This window comes from Halomonas sp. NO4, assembly GCF_010994375.1.
Taxonomy (GTDB): domain Bacteria; phylum Pseudomonadota; class Gammaproteobacteria; order Pseudomonadales; family Halomonadaceae; genus Halomonas.
This window is the reverse complement of the sequence record NZ_WHMA01000008.1, coordinates 71277-89045: the sequence shown is the minus strand read 5'-3', so window position 1 is coordinate 89045 and position 17769 is coordinate 71277. Positions and strand designations below refer to the sequence as shown.

Annotated in this window: 16 protein-coding genes; 10 read left to right on the top strand and 6 right to left on the bottom strand. The window is 68.5% G+C overall.

All coding sequences use genetic code 11. The features are described from left to right. Positions 1-59 precede the first annotated feature (59 nt). The 4 genes from eutB (at position 60) to FEF15_RS08440 (ending at position 4717) form a co-directional block, all read left to right on the top strand. Positions 60-1058: a hydroxyectoine utilization dehydratase EutB gene (gene eutB / locus FEF15_RS08455; RefSeq protein ID WP_163558718.1), complete on the top strand. Its 999-nt coding sequence runs from the start codon at positions 60-62 to the stop codon at positions 1056-1058. Between the two features lie 33 nt (positions 1059-1091). Next, complete coding sequence (locus tag FEF15_RS08450) at positions 1092-2039, top strand: cyclodeaminase (RefSeq protein WP_163558717.1); 948 nt, start codon at positions 1092-1094, stop codon at positions 2037-2039. Positions 2040-2136: 97 nt separating this feature from the next. Continuing rightward, entirely contained in the window at positions 2137-2823 is a 687-nt protein-coding gene (locus tag FEF15_RS08445) for a haloacid dehalogenase type II (RefSeq protein ID WP_163558716.1), read from the top strand. Between the two features lie 112 nt (positions 2824-2935). Next, positions 2936-4717, top strand: a complete 1782-nt coding sequence (locus tag FEF15_RS08440; protein ID WP_163558715.1) for a diguanylate cyclase — start codon at positions 2936-2938, stop codon at positions 4715-4717. A 280-nt stretch (positions 4718-4997) separates the two neighbouring features. On the opposite strand, the gene FEF15_RS08435 is transcribed toward FEF15_RS08440, so the two are convergent. Together FEF15_RS08435 and FEF15_RS08430 are read right to left on the bottom strand one after the other, a co-directional pair. After that, positions 4998-5645 (bottom strand): TIGR04282 family arsenosugar biosynthesis glycosyltransferase, encoded by a 648-nt coding sequence (locus tag FEF15_RS08435; protein WP_163558714.1) that lies wholly within the window; start codon positions 5643-5645, stop codon positions 4998-5000. Continuing rightward, on the bottom strand, positions 5635-6324 hold the full coding sequence (locus FEF15_RS08430; protein WP_163558713.1) for a TIGR04283 family arsenosugar biosynthesis glycosyltransferase: 690 nt from the start codon (positions 6322-6324) through the stop codon (positions 5635-5637). The genes FEF15_RS08435 and FEF15_RS08430 overlap by 11 nt, the downstream gene beginning before the upstream one ends. Before the next feature lie 298 nt (positions 6325-6622). On the opposite strand from FEF15_RS08430, the gene FEF15_RS08425 reads away from it, so the two are divergent. After that, positions 6623-7015, top strand: coding sequence for a hypothetical protein (locus FEF15_RS08425; RefSeq protein WP_163558712.1), 393 nt, complete (start codon positions 6623-6625; stop codon positions 7013-7015). 100 nt (positions 7016-7115) lie between these two features. Here FEF15_RS08425 and FEF15_RS08420 read toward each other — a convergent pair whose 3' ends face one another. Genes FEF15_RS08420 through FEF15_RS08405 form a run of 4 tightly spaced genes read right to left on the bottom strand, consistent with a single transcriptional unit; the run spans position 7116 to position 11810 of the window. Beyond that, a complete protein-coding gene (locus tag FEF15_RS08420; RefSeq protein ID WP_163558711.1) occupies positions 7116-7751 on the bottom strand; it encodes an ATP-binding cassette domain-containing protein in 636 nt (211 codons plus the stop codon). Next, on the bottom strand, positions 7748-9442 hold the full coding sequence (locus tag FEF15_RS08415) for an ABC transporter permease subunit (protein WP_163558710.1): 1695 nt from the start codon (positions 9440-9442) through the stop codon (positions 7748-7750). The genes FEF15_RS08420 and FEF15_RS08415 overlap by 4 nt, the downstream gene beginning before the upstream one ends. A 29-nt stretch (positions 9443-9471) precedes the next feature. Further along, positions 9472-10722, bottom strand: a complete 1251-nt coding sequence (locus tag FEF15_RS08410; RefSeq protein ID WP_163558709.1) for an ABC transporter substrate-binding protein — start codon at positions 10720-10722, stop codon at positions 9472-9474. A 2-nt stretch (positions 10723-10724) separates the two neighbouring features. Beyond that, the gene (locus FEF15_RS08405; protein ID WP_163558708.1) at positions 10725-11810 is read right to left on the bottom strand and encodes an aminoglycoside phosphotransferase family protein; all 1086 of its coding nucleotides are present in this window, start codon (positions 11808-11810) and stop codon (positions 10725-10727) included. Positions 11811-12017: 207 nt separating this feature from the next. Here FEF15_RS08405 and FEF15_RS08400 point away from each other — a divergent pair, with 207 nt between their 5' ends. The 5 genes from FEF15_RS08400 to FEF15_RS08380 all read left to right on the top strand — a co-directional run bounded on the left by FEF15_RS08400 (position 12018) and on the right by FEF15_RS08380 (position 17700). Next, a complete protein-coding gene (locus tag FEF15_RS08400) occupies positions 12018-12365 on the top strand; it encodes a hypothetical protein (RefSeq protein WP_163558707.1) in 348 nt (115 codons plus the stop codon). Positions 12366-12559: 194 nt separating this feature from the next. Continuing rightward, positions 12560-14059: a nodulation protein NfeD gene (locus tag FEF15_RS08395; RefSeq protein ID WP_163558706.1), complete on the top strand. Its 1500-nt coding sequence runs from the start codon at positions 12560-12562 to the stop codon at positions 14057-14059. Between the two features lie 54 nt (positions 14060-14113). Next, positions 14114-14902: a slipin family protein gene (locus FEF15_RS08390; RefSeq protein ID WP_163558705.1), complete on the top strand. Its 789-nt coding sequence runs from the start codon at positions 14114-14116 to the stop codon at positions 14900-14902. Between the two features lie 58 nt (positions 14903-14960). Further along, on the top strand, positions 14961-15875 hold the full coding sequence (locus FEF15_RS08385) for a DMT family transporter (protein ID WP_163558704.1): 915 nt from the start codon (positions 14961-14963) through the stop codon (positions 15873-15875). Positions 15876-16209: 334 nt separating this feature from the next. Continuing rightward, complete coding sequence (locus FEF15_RS08380) at positions 16210-17700, top strand: SulP family inorganic anion transporter (RefSeq protein ID WP_163558703.1); 1491 nt, start codon at positions 16210-16212, stop codon at positions 17698-17700. Positions 17701-17769 lie beyond the last annotated feature (69 nt).

The window sequence follows — 17769 nt, the reverse complement described above, 5'->3', positions numbered from 1 at the left end:
GAGCTGAAGCTCCCTCCCACTCGGTATCTGCAGCGTCCAGGTATTGAGGGGGAGGTGACATGACCGAACCCATACACGGCGTGACGCTGGAAGCGATCTACCGGGCACGCCACCGCCTTGCCGGCCAGGCGGTGCGCACGCCGCTGGTGCGCTCGGCGGCGCTTTCCGAACGCTTCGATGCCGATATCCGTCTCAAGCTCGAGACCTGCCAGCCCACCGGCGCCTTCAAGCTGCGCGGCGCCACCAACATGATCGCTGCCTTGATCGAGCGCCACGGCCGCGATGCCCTGGCCGCCGGCGTCACCACCGCCTCCACCGGCAACCATGGCCGCGCGGTAGCCCATGCGGCGTCGCGGCTCGGGGTGCCGGCAGTGATCTGCCTCTCCCGGCTGGTGCCGGCAAACAAGGTGGCCGCCATCGAGGCGCTGGGCGCCGAGGCGAGGCGCGTCGGCGCGAGTCAGGACGAGGCCTTCGCCGAGGTCGAGCGGCTGGTGCGCGAGCAGGGCATGACGCTGATCCCGCCCTTCGATGACCCGCTGATCGTGGCGGGGCAGGGCACCATCGGCGTGGAACTGCTGGAAGACGTGCCGAACCTCGACCGCGTCATCGTCGGGCTCTCCGGCGGCGGGCTGTTGGGCGGCATCGGCGCGGCAGTGAAGGCCATTCGCCCCGAGGCACGTGTGACCGGCGTCAGTCTCACGCACGGCGCGGCCATGTGGGAGAGCCTCAAGGCCGGCCATCCCGTCGCCGTGGCGGAGGTTGAGAGCCTGGCCGATTCGCTGGGCGGCGGCATCGGCCTCGACAATCTCTGCACCTTCGCGTTGGTAGGCGAGGTCATGGACGACCACTACCAGGTCTCCGAGGCGGCCATCGCTCGTGCCATGGTCGATATCCTCGAGCACGAGAAACTCCTGGTGGAAGGCGCCGCCGCGGTGGGCCTGGCGGCGCTCGCCGAGCACGGCATTGACGTACGCGGCGAGACGGTAGCGCTGATCCTCTCCGGCAACGGCGTGGCGCTGGAAACCCTTGACCAGGCTCGGACCCTGGCGGGACGCTAGCAGTCTTTCTGCGTCTTCCCTTCGGAGGTTGCCATGCAGCTCTATCAGCGCGATGCCATTGCCGAGGTCGTGACCCTCGATGCCGACGCCCTGGCCGCGGTGGAGGCGGGTTTCGCCGCGCTGGGGCGCGACGAGGCGGTGCAGCCGCCGATTCTCTCCATGGCCATGGCGGAGTTCGGCAGCGAGGTGGACGTCAAGACCGCGCACATCCAGGGCGCCAAGCGCTTCGCCATCAAGGTGAGCACCGGGGCCTTCGACAACCCCCAGCGCGGTTTGCCGAGCCTCAACGGCCTGATGATGGTGTTCTCGGCCGAGACGGGCCTCGTCGAGGCGGTGCTCTTCGACGAGGGGTATCTCACCATGGTGCGCACGGCGCTGGCCGGGGCCCTGGCCGCCAAGCACCTGTCGCGGGCGAACAGCCACCGGGTGGCGGTGCTGGGGGCCGGCGAGCAGGCCGAGCAGCAGGTCCGGGCGCTGCGCCTGGTGCGCGATATCGATACCCTTGATGTCTGGGCGCGACGCCGCGAGGCCGCCGAGGCCTACGCCGAGCGGATGCGCGCGACGGGGCTTGCCGTCAACGTGCATGACAGCGTGAACCGCGCCTGCCAAGAGGCCGATATCATCATTACCACCACCCCGGCCCGCGAGCCGCTCCTGCGTGCCCAGGATCTGCCCGAGGGCGTGCACGTCACCGCCATGGGCGCCGACAGTCCCGACAAACGCGAGCTCGACGACGAGGTGATGATTCGCGCCGACGCCTTCGTCGCCGACACCCGCGCCCAGAGCGAGACCAACGGCGAGCTCAAGGTCTTCGCCGGCCGGGAGCCCCCCTTCAAGGTGCACGAGCTCGGCCGGGTGATCGCCGAAGGGCAGCGCCTGCGCCTGACCGACGCCACCATCACGGTGTGCGACCTGACCGGGACCGGCGTGCAGGACACCGCCATCGCCGCCTTCGCCCTCGAGCGGTTTGCTGCCGGCTGAGCGGCTTGGCCAGAGGTCGACTTGCCCCCGCGCGGCGACTGCCGCAGGCTGACTGGGGGCTCATCCCCAGCTATCACCCAACAGAGGAAGGATGGCGATGTCCGCCAAGGTACTGGCCTTCGATGTCTACGGCACCCTGATCGATACCCACGGTGTGGTCACCGAACTGGAAACGCGTCTCTCCGCCTCAGGCAAGGCAGCGCAGGCCGCCGACTTCTCCCGGCGCTGGCGTGACAAGCAGCTCGAGTACAGCTTCCGCCGCGGCCTGATGGGCGCCTACGTGCCCTTCTCGCAGTGCACCCGCGAGGCGCTGGACTTCACCGACCGGGCACTGCAGACCGAGCTTCGTGAGACCGACAAGGATCATCTGATGGAGGTCTACGCCCGGCTGCCGGCCTTCCCCGAGACGGCCGCGGCGCTGGCCCGCCTCGACCGCGCCGGGGTGCGCTGCGTGGCCTTCTCCAACGGCACCGCCGCGGCGGTGGAGGGGCTGCTCGACCAGGCGGGCATCCGCGCCCACTTCGAGGCGGTGGTCAGCGTCGACGAGGTCAAGCGCTTCAAGCCCGACCCGGCGGTCTACGCCCACCTGCGCCAGCGCCTCGAGGTCGACCCCGGCGACACCTGGCTGATCTCCAGCAATCCCTTCGATGTCATCGGGGCGCGCCACGCCGGGCTGCACGCCGCCTGGGTGCGGCGCAGCTCCGAGGCCCCCTTCGACCCCTGGGGCATCGAGCCCGACATGACCGTGGCCGACCTCGACGCCCTGGCCGAGCGACTGGGATGAGTTCGCCGGTGCGCTGAGCGGAGGCAACCCTGGGCCACAAGGGGCTGACGGTCACAGGGCCGATTTGTCACCATGCTGAAATGACACATCCGGCAAGAGGCAGGACAGCGGCATGGTGAGGTATCCGGTCCCGGCTGACGAGACGGAGCGGCTGGCGGTACTGCATTCGCTGCACCTGCTGGAGTCGCGCGACGACCCCCTCTTCGAGCGGATGACACGCCTGGCAACGCGCTGCCTCGACGTGCCCATGGCGGCGGTGACCCTGATCGGCGAGACCGAGCAACGGCTGGCGGCCGAGGTTGGCTTTGGCATGTGCGCTACGCCGCGGAGCGAAGCGATCTGCGCTCATACCATCGCCCAGAGTGGGCCCTTGGTGGTGGAGGACCTGCGTCGTGATCCGCGCTTCGCCGACCATCCCGCCGTCGACACAGAGGAGGGGCTTCGCTTCTATGCCGGGGTGTCCCTGCGCACCACCGGCGGGCTGGCCATCGGTTCGCTGTGCATCGCCGATCGGCACCCGCGTCGCCTCACCGAGGCGGAGCTGACGATGCTGCGCGACCTCGCCGAGGTGCTGTGCCATGACATCCATCGCCGTGAGCAGCTCGTCGACGAGCGGCGGGGACGCCAGCGCTCCGAGCGCGATCGCGAGGCCCTGGCGCAGCGTTTCCGCGCCGTCTTCGATCAGAGCTCCATGGGCATGGCACTGCTGGCTCTCGACGGCGGCTGGGTCAGCGTCAATCCCAGCCTGTGCCGAATGCTCGGCTACACGGAGGGCGAGCTGATCGGCGTCACGCCGCCGGGGATCACCCACCCCGACGACCGTGACACCGAGCGGCAGCGCCTCGCCGAGCTGATGGCGGGCGAGCGCGCGACCCTGCACCTCGAGCTGCGCTGGCTGACCCGTCACGGCAAAACGCTGTGGGTCAACCTGCACCTCACGTCCAAGCTGGGGCCCGGGGGCGAGCTGGAGTATGTCATCTGCATCGCCGAGAACATCCAGTCGCGCAAGGCGGCCGAGGCCGCCCTGGCACGGCTCAACCAGTCGCTGGAAGCCGAGGTGGCGGAGCGCACCCAAGAGCTGACCCTGGTGATCGAGAACGCCTTCGATGCCTATGTCGACACCGATGCCGACGGGCATATCCGCTACTGGAATCGGGCCGCCGAGCTGCTGTTCGGCTGGCAGCGGGAGGAGGTTTGGGGGCAAAGCTTGCCCGAGCTGCTGTTTCCCGAGGGCGAGCCGAGGGTCGACGCGGTCAGCGAGCTCGAGGCGCGCTGCCGCGACGGCACGCGCCTGCCCCTGGAAGTGCACTGTCGTCGCTGGACCCTGGCCGGCAAGGTGCGACTGAGCCTGTTTATCCACGACATTCGCGAACGGCGCCAGCTCGAGGCGCTGCGCGAGCGAGAGTCGCGCACCGATCCACTCACCCAACTGCCCAACCGCCGGGCCCTGAACGAACGGCTACCCGAGGCCATGGCGCGGGCCCGTCGCCTGGGGGCGCCGCTGGCGCTGCTGTTCATCGACCTCGACGGCTTCAAGGCGGTCAACGATGCTCAGGGCTACGCGGCCGGCGACAGCCTGCTGCGTGAGATCGCCGCGCGTCTGCGCGAGGCGGTGCGCGAGACCGACAGCGTGGGGCGCCTGGCCGGTGACGAGTTCGTGGTCGTGCTGGAGGGCATCGGCGCCGAGGATGCCCTGGCGGTGGCGCGCAAGCTGATCGCCGTCATTGATCGGCCGCTGATGCTGCCCCGGGGCGAGGCGCGGGTGAGCGCGAGCATCGGCGTGGCGCCCTACGCGCCGGATGGCGACCTCACGCCGGAGACGCTGCTGCAGCGCGCGGACAGCGCCATGTACGTCGCCAAGCGGGCGGGAAAGGGGGACGTGCGCCTGGCCTGAGAGGCCGCCGCCGAGTCAAGCGAGGCAGTCGGGCGGCTTGGGTGAGGTCGTGTCGCAAGACGCCCGGCCGGACGGGTGTCTCCTCTGTCGTCTTGGCCTTGCGGGTCGCCCTTTTTTGTATCGTTCGGTCCATACTTCAGCCAGCCGTGCTCGATGCCGTTGCGCAGGCGCAGGCGGGCGAAGGGGAGCAGGCGGGGGCGGACGGCGGCCAGGCGCTGCATGCGCTCGTCCTGTGGCTCTTGGGTCACGTCGGGCACTCCTGCGCGGAAGGCGGTGAGGCTCAGCATGCCGGACCGCTCCTCCCCGCGGCAAGGCGTTCCAGATCCCGCCAGCGCGCCACGTCCTTGGGGCGGTCGACGTCCCAGACGGTGGCCGGACAGGCCAGCTGCCAGCCCAGTTCGTGCAGGCGCTCCCGTGTCTGGGCCATGACGCGCTTCGTGCCCCAGTCGATGCCGGTGAAGAGCCGGGGCTCGGCACGGCGTGCACCGATGAGCGCATAGCCGCCATCTTCGGCGGGCAGGCAGACGGCATCGGCCGTGGTGAGGGCCTGCCAGCAGCGCGCGAGCAGTGGCGCCGTGAGCACCGGGCAGTCGCTGCCGATCACCAGGCCCGGCCCGTCCATGGCGGCCAGGGCGCAGTACATACGCTCACCCAAGTCGCCTTCCGGTTGGGCACGCAAGCCGATGCCGTGGCGGCTGGCCAACTCGAGGAAGAGCGGGTGGGCGTGATCGAGGGCCGTCCACAGGGTGATGCGGTGGGGCGCGGTGGCCTGGATGGCCAGGGCGAGTGTATGGCGCAGCAAGCTCTCATGGAGCACGGCGGCTTCGCTTTCGCCCAGCGCGGGAATCAGGCGGGTCTTGACCTGCCCGGGAATCGGCCCCTTGGCAAGGAGCGCGAGGGGGAAGTCGCCCTCGGGTTCAGCGCACATCGCGATACTCCATGGCCAGTGTTTCGGGCGACTCGCCGCGCCAGTAGCGCCAGCGCAGCCGCCACATCAGATGAATGGTCGCCCAGGCGCCGCTCTGCTCCCAGCGGCGCCCGGAGGTGGTGACCTTGGCGCGCAGGCAGGCCGGCGGCGAGAGGCGCTTCAGCCGTCGACTGAGTTCGATGTCCTCCATCAGCGGCTGGTCGGGAAAGCCGCCCACGGCCGCGAAGGCCTCGCGGGTCATGAACAGGGCCTGGTCGCCGGTGGCGATGCCGGTGAGCCGCGAGCGGCGGTTCATGGCCCAGGCGATCATCGGCAGCAGCGGATGGCGGCCGGCCAGGCGCACGTCGAAGCGCCCCCAGCAGCGCGGCCCGGCCAGCGCTTGCGCGACCAGTCGGTCGGCGCGTTTGGGCAGCCGGGTGTCGGCATGCAGGAAAAGCAGCTGCTCGCCGCGGCTCGCCCGGGCGCCGGCGTTCATCTGCCGCGCACGCCCGGGTGGGGCCTCGATCACCTGCGAGGCGAGCGGGCATGCCAGCGCCACGGTGGCGTCCCGGCTGCCGCCGTCGGCGACGATGACCTCCACGTCACTGCCCCGCAAGTCGAGCAGGGCGGTGAGCGTCGCTTCGACGCCCTCGGCCTCGTTCAGGGTCGGGATGATCACGCTGAGCGGCGGTCTGTCCATCCTATCCATCCGGTTGCGGGTTTAGAGAGGGTCGTCGTGAGTCGGAGAGCCTTACGCGGCACGCGGCGGAGCAGCCCCGGCGACGCCCGACAAGGATAGCGCGAGGCAGCCAGGCATTCCCTGGATCGGCCTGGCGGCTTGCTCCCAAAAACGAGCGGTATAGCAGTAAATATTATTACCTGCGGCAGCTATGCAGGCTCCTGCAAGGATTATGCTTCGAATGGGCGGAGGATTTGCTGTGAACCGTCTGCCCGTACCGGGCGGCTCTCAGGCCGCCCATACCAGAGGAGACACATCCATGAACGGCATGGCCAGATGGGTGATCGCCTTGCTGGCGATGGCGCTATTGTCCGGTGTGACAGGCCAGGCCATGGCAAGAGATTATCAGCTTAAAGTAGGCAACTCGCCCTCCCAGTACGTGGGCGGTATTCACCGCTACCAGTTGCAGCTCGAAGCCCCGGCCGAGGTTCGGATCGACAGCGACCTGTGGCCTGCTGGTTTTCACCATGCGCGGCTGCGCGCCGTGCTGCGGGACGAGAGGGGCAATGTCGTGGCGGAGTCCATGGAACGGGGTGGCAACTTCACCCTTGTTCGTGCCCTGCAGCCAGGACGTTACATGCTGGAAGTACGGGGTCAGCAGCTGGGAGGCGATGACAGAAATGCTTACCGACTGAGAACGAGCATGCACTGATGCCAGTGGTTGCTCGACGTCCATCCTTTTCGGCCAGGTGATACCTGGCCGTTTTGCTACGCGCTGTGGCGGGATGAAGCAGCCTGTGATCTTGCGGCACTCAGTCCTTGAGCTCGATCACCCGCCCGCCGGCGGCGTCGGCATCTTCCCGGTCGTGGGTGACCAGCAGGCTCGGCAGGCCGGCATCGCGCAAGCGGGAGAAGACGAGCTGACGCATCTCCTGGCGCAGCTGCGTATCGAGCCGGGAGAAGGGCTCGTCGAGCAGCACCGCGCAGGGCGCGGAGAGCAGCAGGCGCATCAGGGCCACGCGCGCCTTCTGACCGCCGGAGAGCGTGGCCGGGTCGCGCTCTCCGTAGTCCGCCAGACCCACTTCCGCCAGTGCCTGGTCGATGCGGGCCGCCTTGTCGGGCGTCCGGCGCGGCAGGCCGAAGCGCAGGTTGCCGGCCACCGAGAGGTGGGGGAAGAGCAGCGGGTCCTGGAAGAGCAGGCCGATGTCGCGCTGCTCGGCGGGGCGGTCGGTGATATCGCGGCCATCCAGCCGCACGCGCCCCCGTGCCTGGAAGGCCGGGGAGAGAAAGCCGGCGAGGTAGGCGAGCAGGGTCGACTTGCCCGAGCCGGAAGGGCCCATCACGGTGAGGACCTCGCCGGGGCCCACTTCGCTGTCGATCGCGATCAGCGTCTTGCCGTCCAATGCGATGCGAATGGCGTCGAGGGTCAGGGTGTGTCGGTCGTTCATGGCGCTCCTTGCAGGTCGCGGCGCTTCGCCCACAGCAAGCGCGGCACGCCGAGGGCAATGACGAAACCCAGCAGTGGCAGGCTCGCCTGGACCAGCGCCCAGACGCCAATCACCCGGCGGTTGGCGCCGGCGGCGAGCGACACCGCCTCGGTGGTCACGGTGGTGATACGCCCGGCGCCCAGCAGTTGGGTGGGCAGGTACTGACCGATGCTGACTGCCAAGCCCACGGCGGCGGCGGTGAGCATCGGGGCGAGCAGGATGGGCAGGCGTACCCGCCAGAAAGTGGCGTTGCGCGAGCGGCCCAGGGTGAGGGTGAGCTGGTCCCAGCGCGGGTCGAAGCGGCGATAGGCCTCGGCCAGCGACAGGAAGACGTAGGGCAGCACGAAGAGCAGGTGGCCGAGGATCACCAGGGCGAGGCGAGCACGCAGCCCCAGGGTCTCGAGCAGCACCACCAGGCCGAAGAGAAAGGCGATCTGCGGCACGATCAGTGGCAGGTAGAGCAGCGTCAGCGCCGAGGCAAGACGCCCCTCGGCAGGATGGCGTCCGCTGCGCTGCTCGTTCTCCAGGGCGGCCAGGGCCAGGACCAGGGCGAGCAGCGTGGCGCTTGCCGCGATCACCAGCGTGGTGGCGACCGGCCCACCCAGGGTGGGCAGGGCGCGGGTCCAGTGGGTGAGCGTAAGGCTGGCGGGCAGGGCGTCGGGAAAGCGCCAGAAGCCGGCCACGGAGTAGAAAGCCAGGCCAACGAGCCCCAGGCCGGCGGTGAGGGTGGCCACGAGCAGTGCGCCCTTGCCGGCGAGGCGCAGCGGCACTTCGCCGCAGCGGCGCTGGCCGCCTTCGACCCAGCGCCGCCCCAGTCGGCGGACTCCGCACTCCAGGCCCCACCAGGTGGCCAGGGCCGCCAGGGTCACGCCCAGCTGCAGCACCGCTCCCGCCGAGGCAAGAAAGCGTCGGGAGAGGTCCGGGTCGTTGAACCAGGTGAGGATCGACACGGCAAGCGTGGGTGGCAGGCTGGGACCCAGGATCATCGCCACGTCCACCACGGAGGAGGCGAAGGCGATCACCGCATAGACCGGCAGGCGGATCAGCGGGTAGAGCGCCGGGGCCACCGCCTTGAGCCAGGCCAGGGCGGGGCGATAGCCGAGCGAGCGAGCCATGGCCACGCGGCGCGGTGCCTCCAACTGGGGCAGGGCGGCCAGGCTCATCAGCAGCAGGAAGGGGATCTCCTTGATGATCAGCCCCGCCATCAGCGAGAGCCCCCAGGGGTCCTGGACGATGAGCAGATCCGGGGGGCGCTCCCAGCCGGTCAGTCCCGGCGAGAGCCACCGTGCCGCCAGCCCCGAGGGGGCGATCAGGAAGGCCAGTCCGAAGGCAGCGGCGGCGTGGGGCAGCGACAGCAGCGGCGAGACCAGCCGGCGCAGCCAGTGGTCGAGCCGCGTGCCCGAGGCGCCGGCCAGGAACAGCAGCACCACGGCCAGTGACACCACCGTGGTGACCAGGCCGCTGGCGAAGCTCACCCCCACCGAGCGCGCCAGGCCCGGCTGGGCCAGCAGCTCGCGCCACGGCGCCAGGGTGAGGGTATCGCCGCCCAGCGCCGGCAGGTAGCCGAAGGCGGGCAGCAGCACCATGGCCACGCCGGCGAGAATGGGCCCCACCAGCAGGGTGACGATCAGCGCGGGAACCAGACGCAGCATGGCGTCACGGCCTCACAGCGTGGTGAGTTTCAGTCACCGACGTAGCGGGCCTGCCAGGCCGCTTCCAGGGCATCCATCCAGCTGGGGTGCGGCTCGGGCAGCGTCTCGTGCAACGCCTCGGCGGGCAGCATCGCTGGGTTTTCCTCGTCCACGGCGAACAGCGCCTGGGTCTCGGGATCGAGATGGGCGACATCGAGCACGGTACGGTCACCCCACACGGCCAGGTCCTGCTTGAGGGCCTGGGCCTCGGCGGAGAGCAGGAAGTTGGCGAGCACCATGGCCCCCGCCTTGTGCGGCGAATTGAAGGGAATGGCCACGAAGTGCACGTTGCCCAGGGTACCCTCGTCCAGCACGTAGCTGCGCGTGCTCGGCGGCAACTCCTGGTCGGCCACCGCGGCGGCCGGCTCGGAGGGGTAGAAGGTGAAGGCGAGAGCCAGCTCACCGCTGCCCATCAGGCTGCGCAGCTCCGGGCCCGAAGCGGGAAACTGGCGGCCGCTGCGCCACAGGTGGGGATGCAGGGCGTCCAGGTACTCCCACAGCGGCGCGGTCATGGCGTCGAAGTCGCTCTCCTCGATCGGCGCATAGAGGGCGTCGCGCGCCTGTCCGTCCGTCAGGGCGATCAGTGCCTGCTTGAGGAAAGTGCTGCCGGTGAAGTCGGGAATGCGCGGGTAGGTGAACCGCCCGGGGTTGGCTTCCGCCCAGTCGAGCAGCGCCGCGATGCTCGCCGGCGGCGTCTCCACCGCCTCGCTATCGTAGTAGAAGGTGATCTGCGCCTTGCCCCAGGGCGATTCAAAGCCCTCGGTAGGCAGGGTGAAGTCGGTTACCACCTCGGGATTGGCCTCGGGGCGGGTCAGCGCGAAGTGCGGCAACGCCTCGGCGAAGGGGCCGAAGAGCAGGTCGCGCGCCTTCATGGCGGCGAAGTTCTCGCCGTTGATCCAGACGAGGTCGATGCTGCCGTCGGTAACGTTGCCCGCCGCCTTCTCCGCTACCACCCGGGACACGGCGGTGCCGGTGTCATCGAGCTTGACGTGGACCACCTCCACGTCAAGCTCGGCTGCCATCTGCTCGCCCACCCAGGCGATGTAGGCGTTGGTGCGGGTGTCGCCGCCCCAGGCGTTCCAGTAGACCGTCTGGCCACGGGCCTGCTCGCGCACGGCGTCCCAGTCGGCCGGGTCGGGAGCGGCCGCCAGCGGGGCGGCCAGCGCGAGGGTGGCGAGAGAGAGGGCGGTGAGCGCGACGCTTGCCCGTAGAGCGAGGCGATCAACAAAGGCGTGGGACATCGTCAGGCATCCTTTTCCAGAGTGGTGGCCAGGGCGTCGAACTCGCGTTGGACGTGTTTGATGGCGGGCAGGGACAGGTAGTGGTCGACCCGGTCGCGCACATGGGCGATCAGGGCGGCGTCGCTGAGCTCGGCCGACCAGTCCTCACCCTGCGCCTCGGTGTCCTGGGCGCGGCCGTGGCTGGCCCGCCACTTGGCGCACCAGGTGAGAGACCAGAGCCACATGGCGCGCCGGCAGGTGAGCAGAGTCGCCACGTCGTCGAGGCCGCTGATGGCCATCCAGCGGCGATAGAAGTCGGCCACCTGCGCGGGGCTCAGCTCGGCATGGCTGGCGACGTCCCAGGTGGTGGAGGTGTAGAGGCTGGCGTGGGCCAGGTCGAAGCCGGTCAGTCCGTAGCGGCACTTCTCCAGGTCGACCAGCACGGCGCTGCCGTCGTCGCGGATCAGGAAGTTGCCCGGGTGGGCATCGAAACTGATCAGTCGCGGTCGGGCCGTGGCGCTGTCGGGCAGTTGCGTGGGCAGGGCGGCCAGTTCGTTCTCCAGGCGCTGGCGCACGGCCGCCGTGAGCCCTGCCGCCTCGAGGTAGTCGGCCTGGCCGGCGACCTCCTCGCGCATCGCCGCCCAGGGATCGGCCGGCGCCAGCAGCGGCGGGCGTTTGTCGCGCGGTGGCAACGGCAGGCCGTGCAGGTGGGCCAGGGCCTCGGCGATGGCCGGCAGGTCTGCGGGTAGCCGGGCGGCGCGACCGCGTACGGCGCTGACCAGCAGGCCCCCGCGCGGCAGCTCCTCCGACGGGGAGAGCACGCCGTGCAGCGAGGGCGCATGGCCGCTGCGCCCGGCGCGCTCGAAGCAAGCGGCCTGGTAGTCGAGATTGGCGTGGGCATCCAGGCCGAGCTGGCTCTGCTTGGGTAGCCGCGCCACCCAGTCGTCGCCGTCTCGGGTCAGCCACAGGTGGTGGTGCGCCAGGCCGGTATCGGCCATGGGGCGCAGGTCACGAACGCCACCGCCGCGGCCGGCCCGGGTCAGCGCCCGTTCCAGGCGATTGCACAGGTCGCGAGTCGCAGGCGACGTGTGGGTGACGGTATCCGACATGGGCTCCTCGGCGTGACTGTGAATTTCGGTCAGTGCATGGTCGCGCTGTCGTCGCTTTCCTTACAGGGCCCGCCGGCGGCCGAGTGTAAGTCCGGCCGGGCTTGACCTACCAAGTGACACCGCTGCGTCGCAACGGTGCGCCATGACCCTGGCTAATGAGATCGAAACAATACCGACAATCTTCGAGAGCCATGGAGGAGAACCACTATGTCATACCATGGCGACAAACGCCGCAAGCTGCTGGCTCGCAGCGAGGCGCTCTACTCCGACACCTCCTTGAGCACCAACGGCATGGCCTGTGCCACCTGCCACGGCAGCGAGGGGAACGACATCGGCTACCCGGCAACCTTCGAGCAGCCCTTCCCCCACGAGGTGGCCATGGCCCGCAACCAGTTCAACATGCCGGAGGTGCATGCCGACGAGATGGTGCAGATCTGCATGGTGGCACCCATGGAGGCCGAGCCGCTGGCCTGGGGCAGCGAGGAGCTGACCTCGCTCTCCGCCTACGTGGTCGAGGTGCAGAAGCGCTACGCCGGGGAGCCGCACGATTTGTGACCCGAAAACGATGAAAGCTCTGCAGGGCCCGGTACGGTGAGACGGCACCGGGCCCTTTTGCCGCCGGTGCGGATCAGCGCCAAGTCCGACAGGCTGCTAGGCTGGAATCAGAAGAAGCTGAACCAACCCGTGCCAGCGGCGGTCTGTTCGGCAAGGACCCGGTTCGGGTGGCCGCGATGGGAGGACAGGGCATCATGAGTGCACGGCTAGGGAGCCTCGGACATCGCCTGTTGCTGCTGCTCAGCCTGGTCTGCCTGGTCCTTGGCGGGCTCGCGGCCTGGCAGAGCCAAGCGCAGGAGAGCCAGCGGACCGCGCTGGTGATGACCGTCGAGGGCACCATCGGCCCGGCCACCAACGACTACTTCCAGCGCGGCCTGGAGCGCGCGGCCGAGCGCAATGCCGAGCTGGTGGTGGTGGAGATGGACACCCCGGGCGGCCTGGACGCCTCCATGCGCGACATGATTACCGCCATGCTCAATGCCAGCGTGCCGGTGGCGATCTATGTCTCGCCCAGCGGGGCCCGGGCCGCCAGCGCGGGCACCTACCTGATCTACGGCAGCCATGTGGCGGCCATGGCGCCGGCCACCCACCTGGGCTCGGCGACGCCGGTGCAGATGGGCGGTGGCGGCCTGCCCGGCCTGGGCGGCGAGGAGGAAGAAGAAGGCCAAGGGAGCGCCGAGGAAGAGACCGGCGAGGAAGAGACCGGCGAGAGCAACGGCGAGGCCTCCGACGAGGACGCGGCCGACGCGGAAGCCGCGGACGAGACGGCGAATGACGAGCCGCGCCGCGGCGAGACCGCCATGGAGCGCAAGGTGCTGGAGGATGCCGTCTCCTACATCCGCTCGCTGGCCGAGCGCCACGGGCGCAACGCCGACTGGGCCGAGGAGGCGGTGCGCGAAGCCGTCAACCTCACCGCCTCGCAAGCGCTGGAGCGCAATGTCATCGACGTGGTCGCCCGCGACCTCGACGACCTGCTCGAACAGATCGACGGGCGCACGGTGGTCATGGAGTACGGCGAGCGGGAACTCAGCACGGCGGGGCTCGCCATCGAGCGCTTCGACCCGGACTGGCGCACCCAGCTGCTCCAGGTCATCACCAACCCCAATGTCGCCTATTTCCTGATGATCATCGGCTTCTACGGGCTGGTGTTCGAGCTCTCCAACCCGGGCAGCCTGGTACCGGGCACCATCGGTATCATCTGCCTGCTGTTGGCGCTGTTCGCCTTCCAGGTGCTGCCCGTCAACTACGCGGGGCTGGCGCTCATCCTGGTGGGCCTGGGCTTGATCGTGGGCGAGGCGCTGATGCCCAGCTTCGGCATCCTCGGTATCGGCGGCATCGTCGCCTTCGTGATCGGATCGGTGATTCTGATGGACGCGGACAATCTGAGTATCTCGCTGCCGCTGATCGGGGGTGTCGCCCTGCTGGCGGCCGTATTGATGCTGTGGGTGATGACGCGCTTCCTGGGGCTGCGCCGGCGGCCGGCGAAGACCGGCCAGGAGGAGCTCCAGGGCAGCGAGGCCACGGTGCTGGAAGACTTCGAGACTGAGGGGCACGTGCGGCTGCGCGGCGAACGCTGGAACGCCCGCAGCTCCCGTCCGCTGCGCAAGGGAGAGAGCGTACGGGTGGTGGGCATCGACGGGCTGACCGTCGACGTCGAGCCGCTGGAGGCGCCCCAACGCCGCGAGAACGCCTGATGCCGGCGCGCGGCCACGTATCTGACCGTTGATGACTCACAGGGAGACACAGCCATGATGATTTCCTATCTCGTTCCGGTCGTACTGCTGCTGATGCTGCTCGCGGCCTCGATTCGCATCCTGCCCGAGTACAAGCGCGGCGTGGTGTTCTTCCTGGGGCGTTTCCAGGCGGTGAAGGGGCCGGGGCTGATCATCGTCATCCCCGCCATCCAGAAGATGCAAGTGGTGGATCTGCGGGTGATCACCATGGATGTGCCCGAGCAGGACGTCATCTCCCAGGACAACGTCACCGTCAAGGTCAACGCGGTACTCTACTTCCGGGTGGTGGACCCGGAGAAGGCGATCATCCAGGTGGAGCACTTCGTCAATGCCACCAGCCAGCTGGCCCAGACCACCCTGCGTTCGGTGCTCGGCAAGCACGATCTGGACGAGATGCTCTCCGAGCGCGACAAGCTCAACGACGACATCCAGGAGATCATCGATGCCTCGGCGGAAGGCTGGGGGATCAAGGTGGCCAACGTGGAGATCAAGCACGTCGATCTGGACGAGAGCATGATCCGCGCCATCGCCCGCCAGGCAGAGGCCGAGCGCGAGCGGCGCGCCAAGGTGATCCACGCCGAGGGCGAGTTGCAGGCCTCCAAGAAGCTGGTCGAGGCGGCCAACATCATGTCCGAGAACTCGGCCGCGCTGCAGCTGCGCTACCTGCAGACCATGAGCGACATGAGCAACAAGAACGCCTCCACCATCGTGGTGCCGCTGCCCATCGACCTGATGGAGGCCTTCCGCGAGATGCGCACCGGCAAGGGCGGCGGCACGCCACCCGCCTCCGGTGACAGCGCCTGATGGGCGGCGTGTCCCTCCTGTGGCACCCTGAGGCGACTCAACGGTACGCGAGGTCGCCTTGAACCAGTGGTTGTCGCACCGCCAGCAGGGTCTGCTGATGACCGGCGGCGGTGCCCTGATCATTTCCCCCGATGCCCTGCTGATCAAGCTGATCGGCCTGCCCGACGCCGAGATCCTGGTGTGGCGGGGCCTGCTCACCGCGCTCGGGTTCATTGCCATCGTCGTAGCGCGCCATGGCCGGGGTTTCGCCGCCGCCTACCGGCGCTGCGGCTGGACCGGCATCGGCGTGGCACTGCTGTTCAGCGGCTCCACCTTCGGCTTCGTGCTGGGCAACCAGTACACCAAGGGCGGCAATGTGCTGATGATCCTGGCCGGTGCGCCGCTGATCGCCGCGCTGCTGTCGCGCCTCTTTCTCCGCGAGCGCCTGCCGAGGCGCACCTGGCTGGCCATCTGGCTGTGCCTGCTGGGCACCTCGATGATCGTGCTCGACGACGCCGGCGCTGGCTCTTGGATTGGCAACGCCTTTGCGCTGCTGGCGGCCACCAGCCTGGCCGCCAATTTCACCCTGTGCCGTACCCGCCCGGGTATCGACATGAGCCCCATGCTGACGCTCTCCGGGCTGATCGTGGCCGTGGTGGCGGCCGTCTTCGGCAGCCTGACGGTGGGCTTGCGGCTTCCGTCGTCCGACAGCCTGGTATGGCTGGTACTGCTGTGCCTGGGACTGCTGCCGCTGGGCTTCACGCTGATCCAGCGCGGGCCACTCTACCTGCCGGCCGCCGAGGTGGGGCTGCTGATGCTGCTCGAGGTGGTGGTGGGCACGCTCTGGGTATGGTGGATTCTCGACGAGCGCCCGGCGCCCATCGCCCTGGTGGGGGGCGCTCTAGTGCTCGGCACCCTGCTCGCCAAGGGGCTCTACGAGCGCCGCCTGGAGTGGCGGCAGCGTCAAGATGCACTGCAGCACGATCTCTGCTAGACTTTCGCGCTCTTTCGGGGGTGCTGCCTAGACCAAGGTCGCAGGCGGTATTCCGAGACCCGGAGCCGAGGAACGACCGCACGTGACGACGCCTCTGACTGGGCTGGCCACGCCGCCCTAGCGCACGATCCCGCCTTCTCTTTCGCGCTGGTGCCGCCTTGACGGCATCAGTGCACGACATCGTATCGATGTCTTCGGCGCCCTGGCGCCTCCCCAGCTAGCTCGACAGTAATCAGACACCCACGAACGCCCGCCCTGTCGAACGAGGCTCGGCAAGCGTTGGCCGGCGTGCCGCCGTTCGTGGCCCCATAACCACCCCTGAATGGACCGCAGCATGTACGAAAAAATGAAACTGAGTTGGTTCTCCAACCTCAAGGGCGACACTCTCGCGGGCATCGTCGTGGCCCTGGCGTTGATTCCCGAGGCTATCGCCTTCTCGATCATCGCCGGCGTCGACCCCAAGGTGGGCCTCTATGCCTCCTTTGCCATCTGCGTAATCATCGCCTTTGCTGGTGGTCGCTCAGGCATGATCTCGGCGGCCACCGGTGCCATGGCGCTGCTGATGATCACCCTGGTCAAGGAGCACGGCCTCGAGTACCTGCTGGCGGCGACGCTGCTCACCGGTGTCCTGCAGATCATCGCGGGGTATCTCAAGCTCGCCGACCTGATGCGCTTCGTGTCGCGCTCGGTGGTCACCGGCTTCGTCAACGCCCTGGCGATCCTGATCTTTATGGCCCAACTTCCTGAATTAACAGGCGTCACTTGGCATGTGTATGCCATGACCGCGGCCGGCTTGGCGATCATCTACGGCTTCCCCTACCTGCCGGTGATCGGCAAGACGCTGCCCTCGCCTCTGGTGTGCATCGTGGTGCTCACCGCCGTCTACCTGGCCACCGGCATGGAGATTCGCAGCGTGGGCGACATGGGCGAGCTGCCCGACAGCCTGCCGGTCTTTCTCTGGCCGGAGGTGCCGCTCAACCTCGAGACCCTGCTGATCATCCTGCCCTATTCGCTGATGCTCACCGTGGTGGGCCTGCTCGAGTCGATGATGACCGCCACCATCATCGACGATCTGACCGATACCAAAAGCGACAAGAACCGCGAGTGCAAGGGTCAGGGCATCGCCAACATCGGCGCCGGCCTGCTGGGCGGCATGGCGGGCTGCGCGATGATCGGCCAGTCGGTGATCAACATCAAATCCGGCGGCCGGCGGAGGATGTCGACGCTGATTGCCGGCGTGGCGTTGCTGTTGATGGTGGTTTTCCTCGCCGACTGGGTGTCGCAGATACCCATGGCCGCGCTCGTCGCGGTGATGATCATGGTCTCGATCGGTACCTTCAGCTGGAGCTCTATCAAGGACCTCAAGAAGCACCCGATGAGCACCAACTTCGTCATGGTCGCCACCGTGGTCGTGACCGTGGGTACCCACAACCTGGCCATCGGCGTCTTCGTTGGCGTGCTGCTCGCCGCCATGTTCTTCGCCAACAAGGTGGGCAACATCCTCTACATCGGCTCTGAGGAGGCCGACGACGGCAACGCGCGTGTCTACCGGGTGGTGGGCCAGGTGTTCTTCGCCTCCTCCGAGCGCTTCGGCGATGCCTTCGACTTCAAGGAGTCCGTAGAGCGCGTCACCATCGACCTGTCACGGGCACACTTCTGGGATATTACCGCCGTGCAGGCGCTGGATCGCGTGGTGATCAAGTTCCGTCGTGAGGGCACCGACGTCGAGCTGATCGGCCTCAACGAGGCGAGCGCCACCATCGTCGACCGCTACGCCGTGCATGACGATCCGGAAGCCGTCGAAAAACTGATGGGCGGCCATTGACGTTCGTATCGGGGCAGGGCATCCCTGTGATGCGCTGCTTCGATGGTGTAGAACGAGACAGGACAACCA

Coding starts and splice junctions, on each gene's coding strand:
- FEF15_RS08390 (WP_163558705.1), top strand. CDS start 14,114: ATGATGATTTCCTATCTCGTTCCGGTCGTACTGCTGCTGATGCTGCTC.
- FEF15_RS08450 (WP_163558717.1), top strand. CDS start 1,092: ATGCAGCTCTATCAGCGCGATGCCATTGCCGAGGTCGTGACCCTCGAT.
- FEF15_RS08405 (WP_163558708.1), bottom strand. CDS start 11,810: ATGTCGGATACCGTCACCCACACGTCGCCTGCGACTCGCGACCTGTGC.
- FEF15_RS08415 (WP_163558710.1), bottom strand. CDS start 9,442: ATGCTGCGTCTGGTTCCCGCGCTGATCGTCACCCTGCTGGTGGGGCCC.
- FEF15_RS08380 (WP_163558703.1), top strand. CDS start 16,210: ATGTACGAAAAAATGAAACTGAGTTGGTTCTCCAACCTCAAGGGCGAC.
- eutB (WP_163558718.1), top strand. CDS start 60: ATGACCGAACCCATACACGGCGTGACGCTGGAAGCGATCTACCGGGCA.
- FEF15_RS08420 (WP_163558711.1), bottom strand. CDS start 7,751: ATGAACGACCGACACACCCTGACCCTCGACGCCATTCGCATCGCATTG.
- FEF15_RS08445 (WP_163558716.1), top strand. CDS start 2,137: ATGTCCGCCAAGGTACTGGCCTTCGATGTCTACGGCACCCTGATCGAT.
- FEF15_RS08425 (WP_163558712.1), top strand. CDS start 6,623: ATGAACGGCATGGCCAGATGGGTGATCGCCTTGCTGGCGATGGCGCTA.
- FEF15_RS08430 (WP_163558713.1), bottom strand. CDS start 6,324: ATGGACAGACCGCCGCTCAGCGTGATCATCCCGACCCTGAACGAGGCC.
- FEF15_RS08410 (WP_163558709.1), bottom strand. CDS start 10,722: ATGTCCCACGCCTTTGTTGATCGCCTCGCTCTACGGGCAAGCGTCGCG.
- FEF15_RS08400 (WP_163558707.1), top strand. CDS start 12,018: ATGTCATACCATGGCGACAAACGCCGCAAGCTGCTGGCTCGCAGCGAG.
- FEF15_RS08435 (WP_163558714.1), bottom strand. CDS start 5,645: ATGTGCGCTGAACCCGAGGGCGACTTCCCCCTCGCGCTCCTTGCCAAG.
- FEF15_RS08440 (WP_163558715.1), top strand. CDS start 2,936: ATGGTGAGGTATCCGGTCCCGGCTGACGAGACGGAGCGGCTGGCGGTA.
- FEF15_RS08395 (WP_163558706.1), top strand. CDS start 12,560: ATGAGTGCACGGCTAGGGAGCCTCGGACATCGCCTGTTGCTGCTGCTC.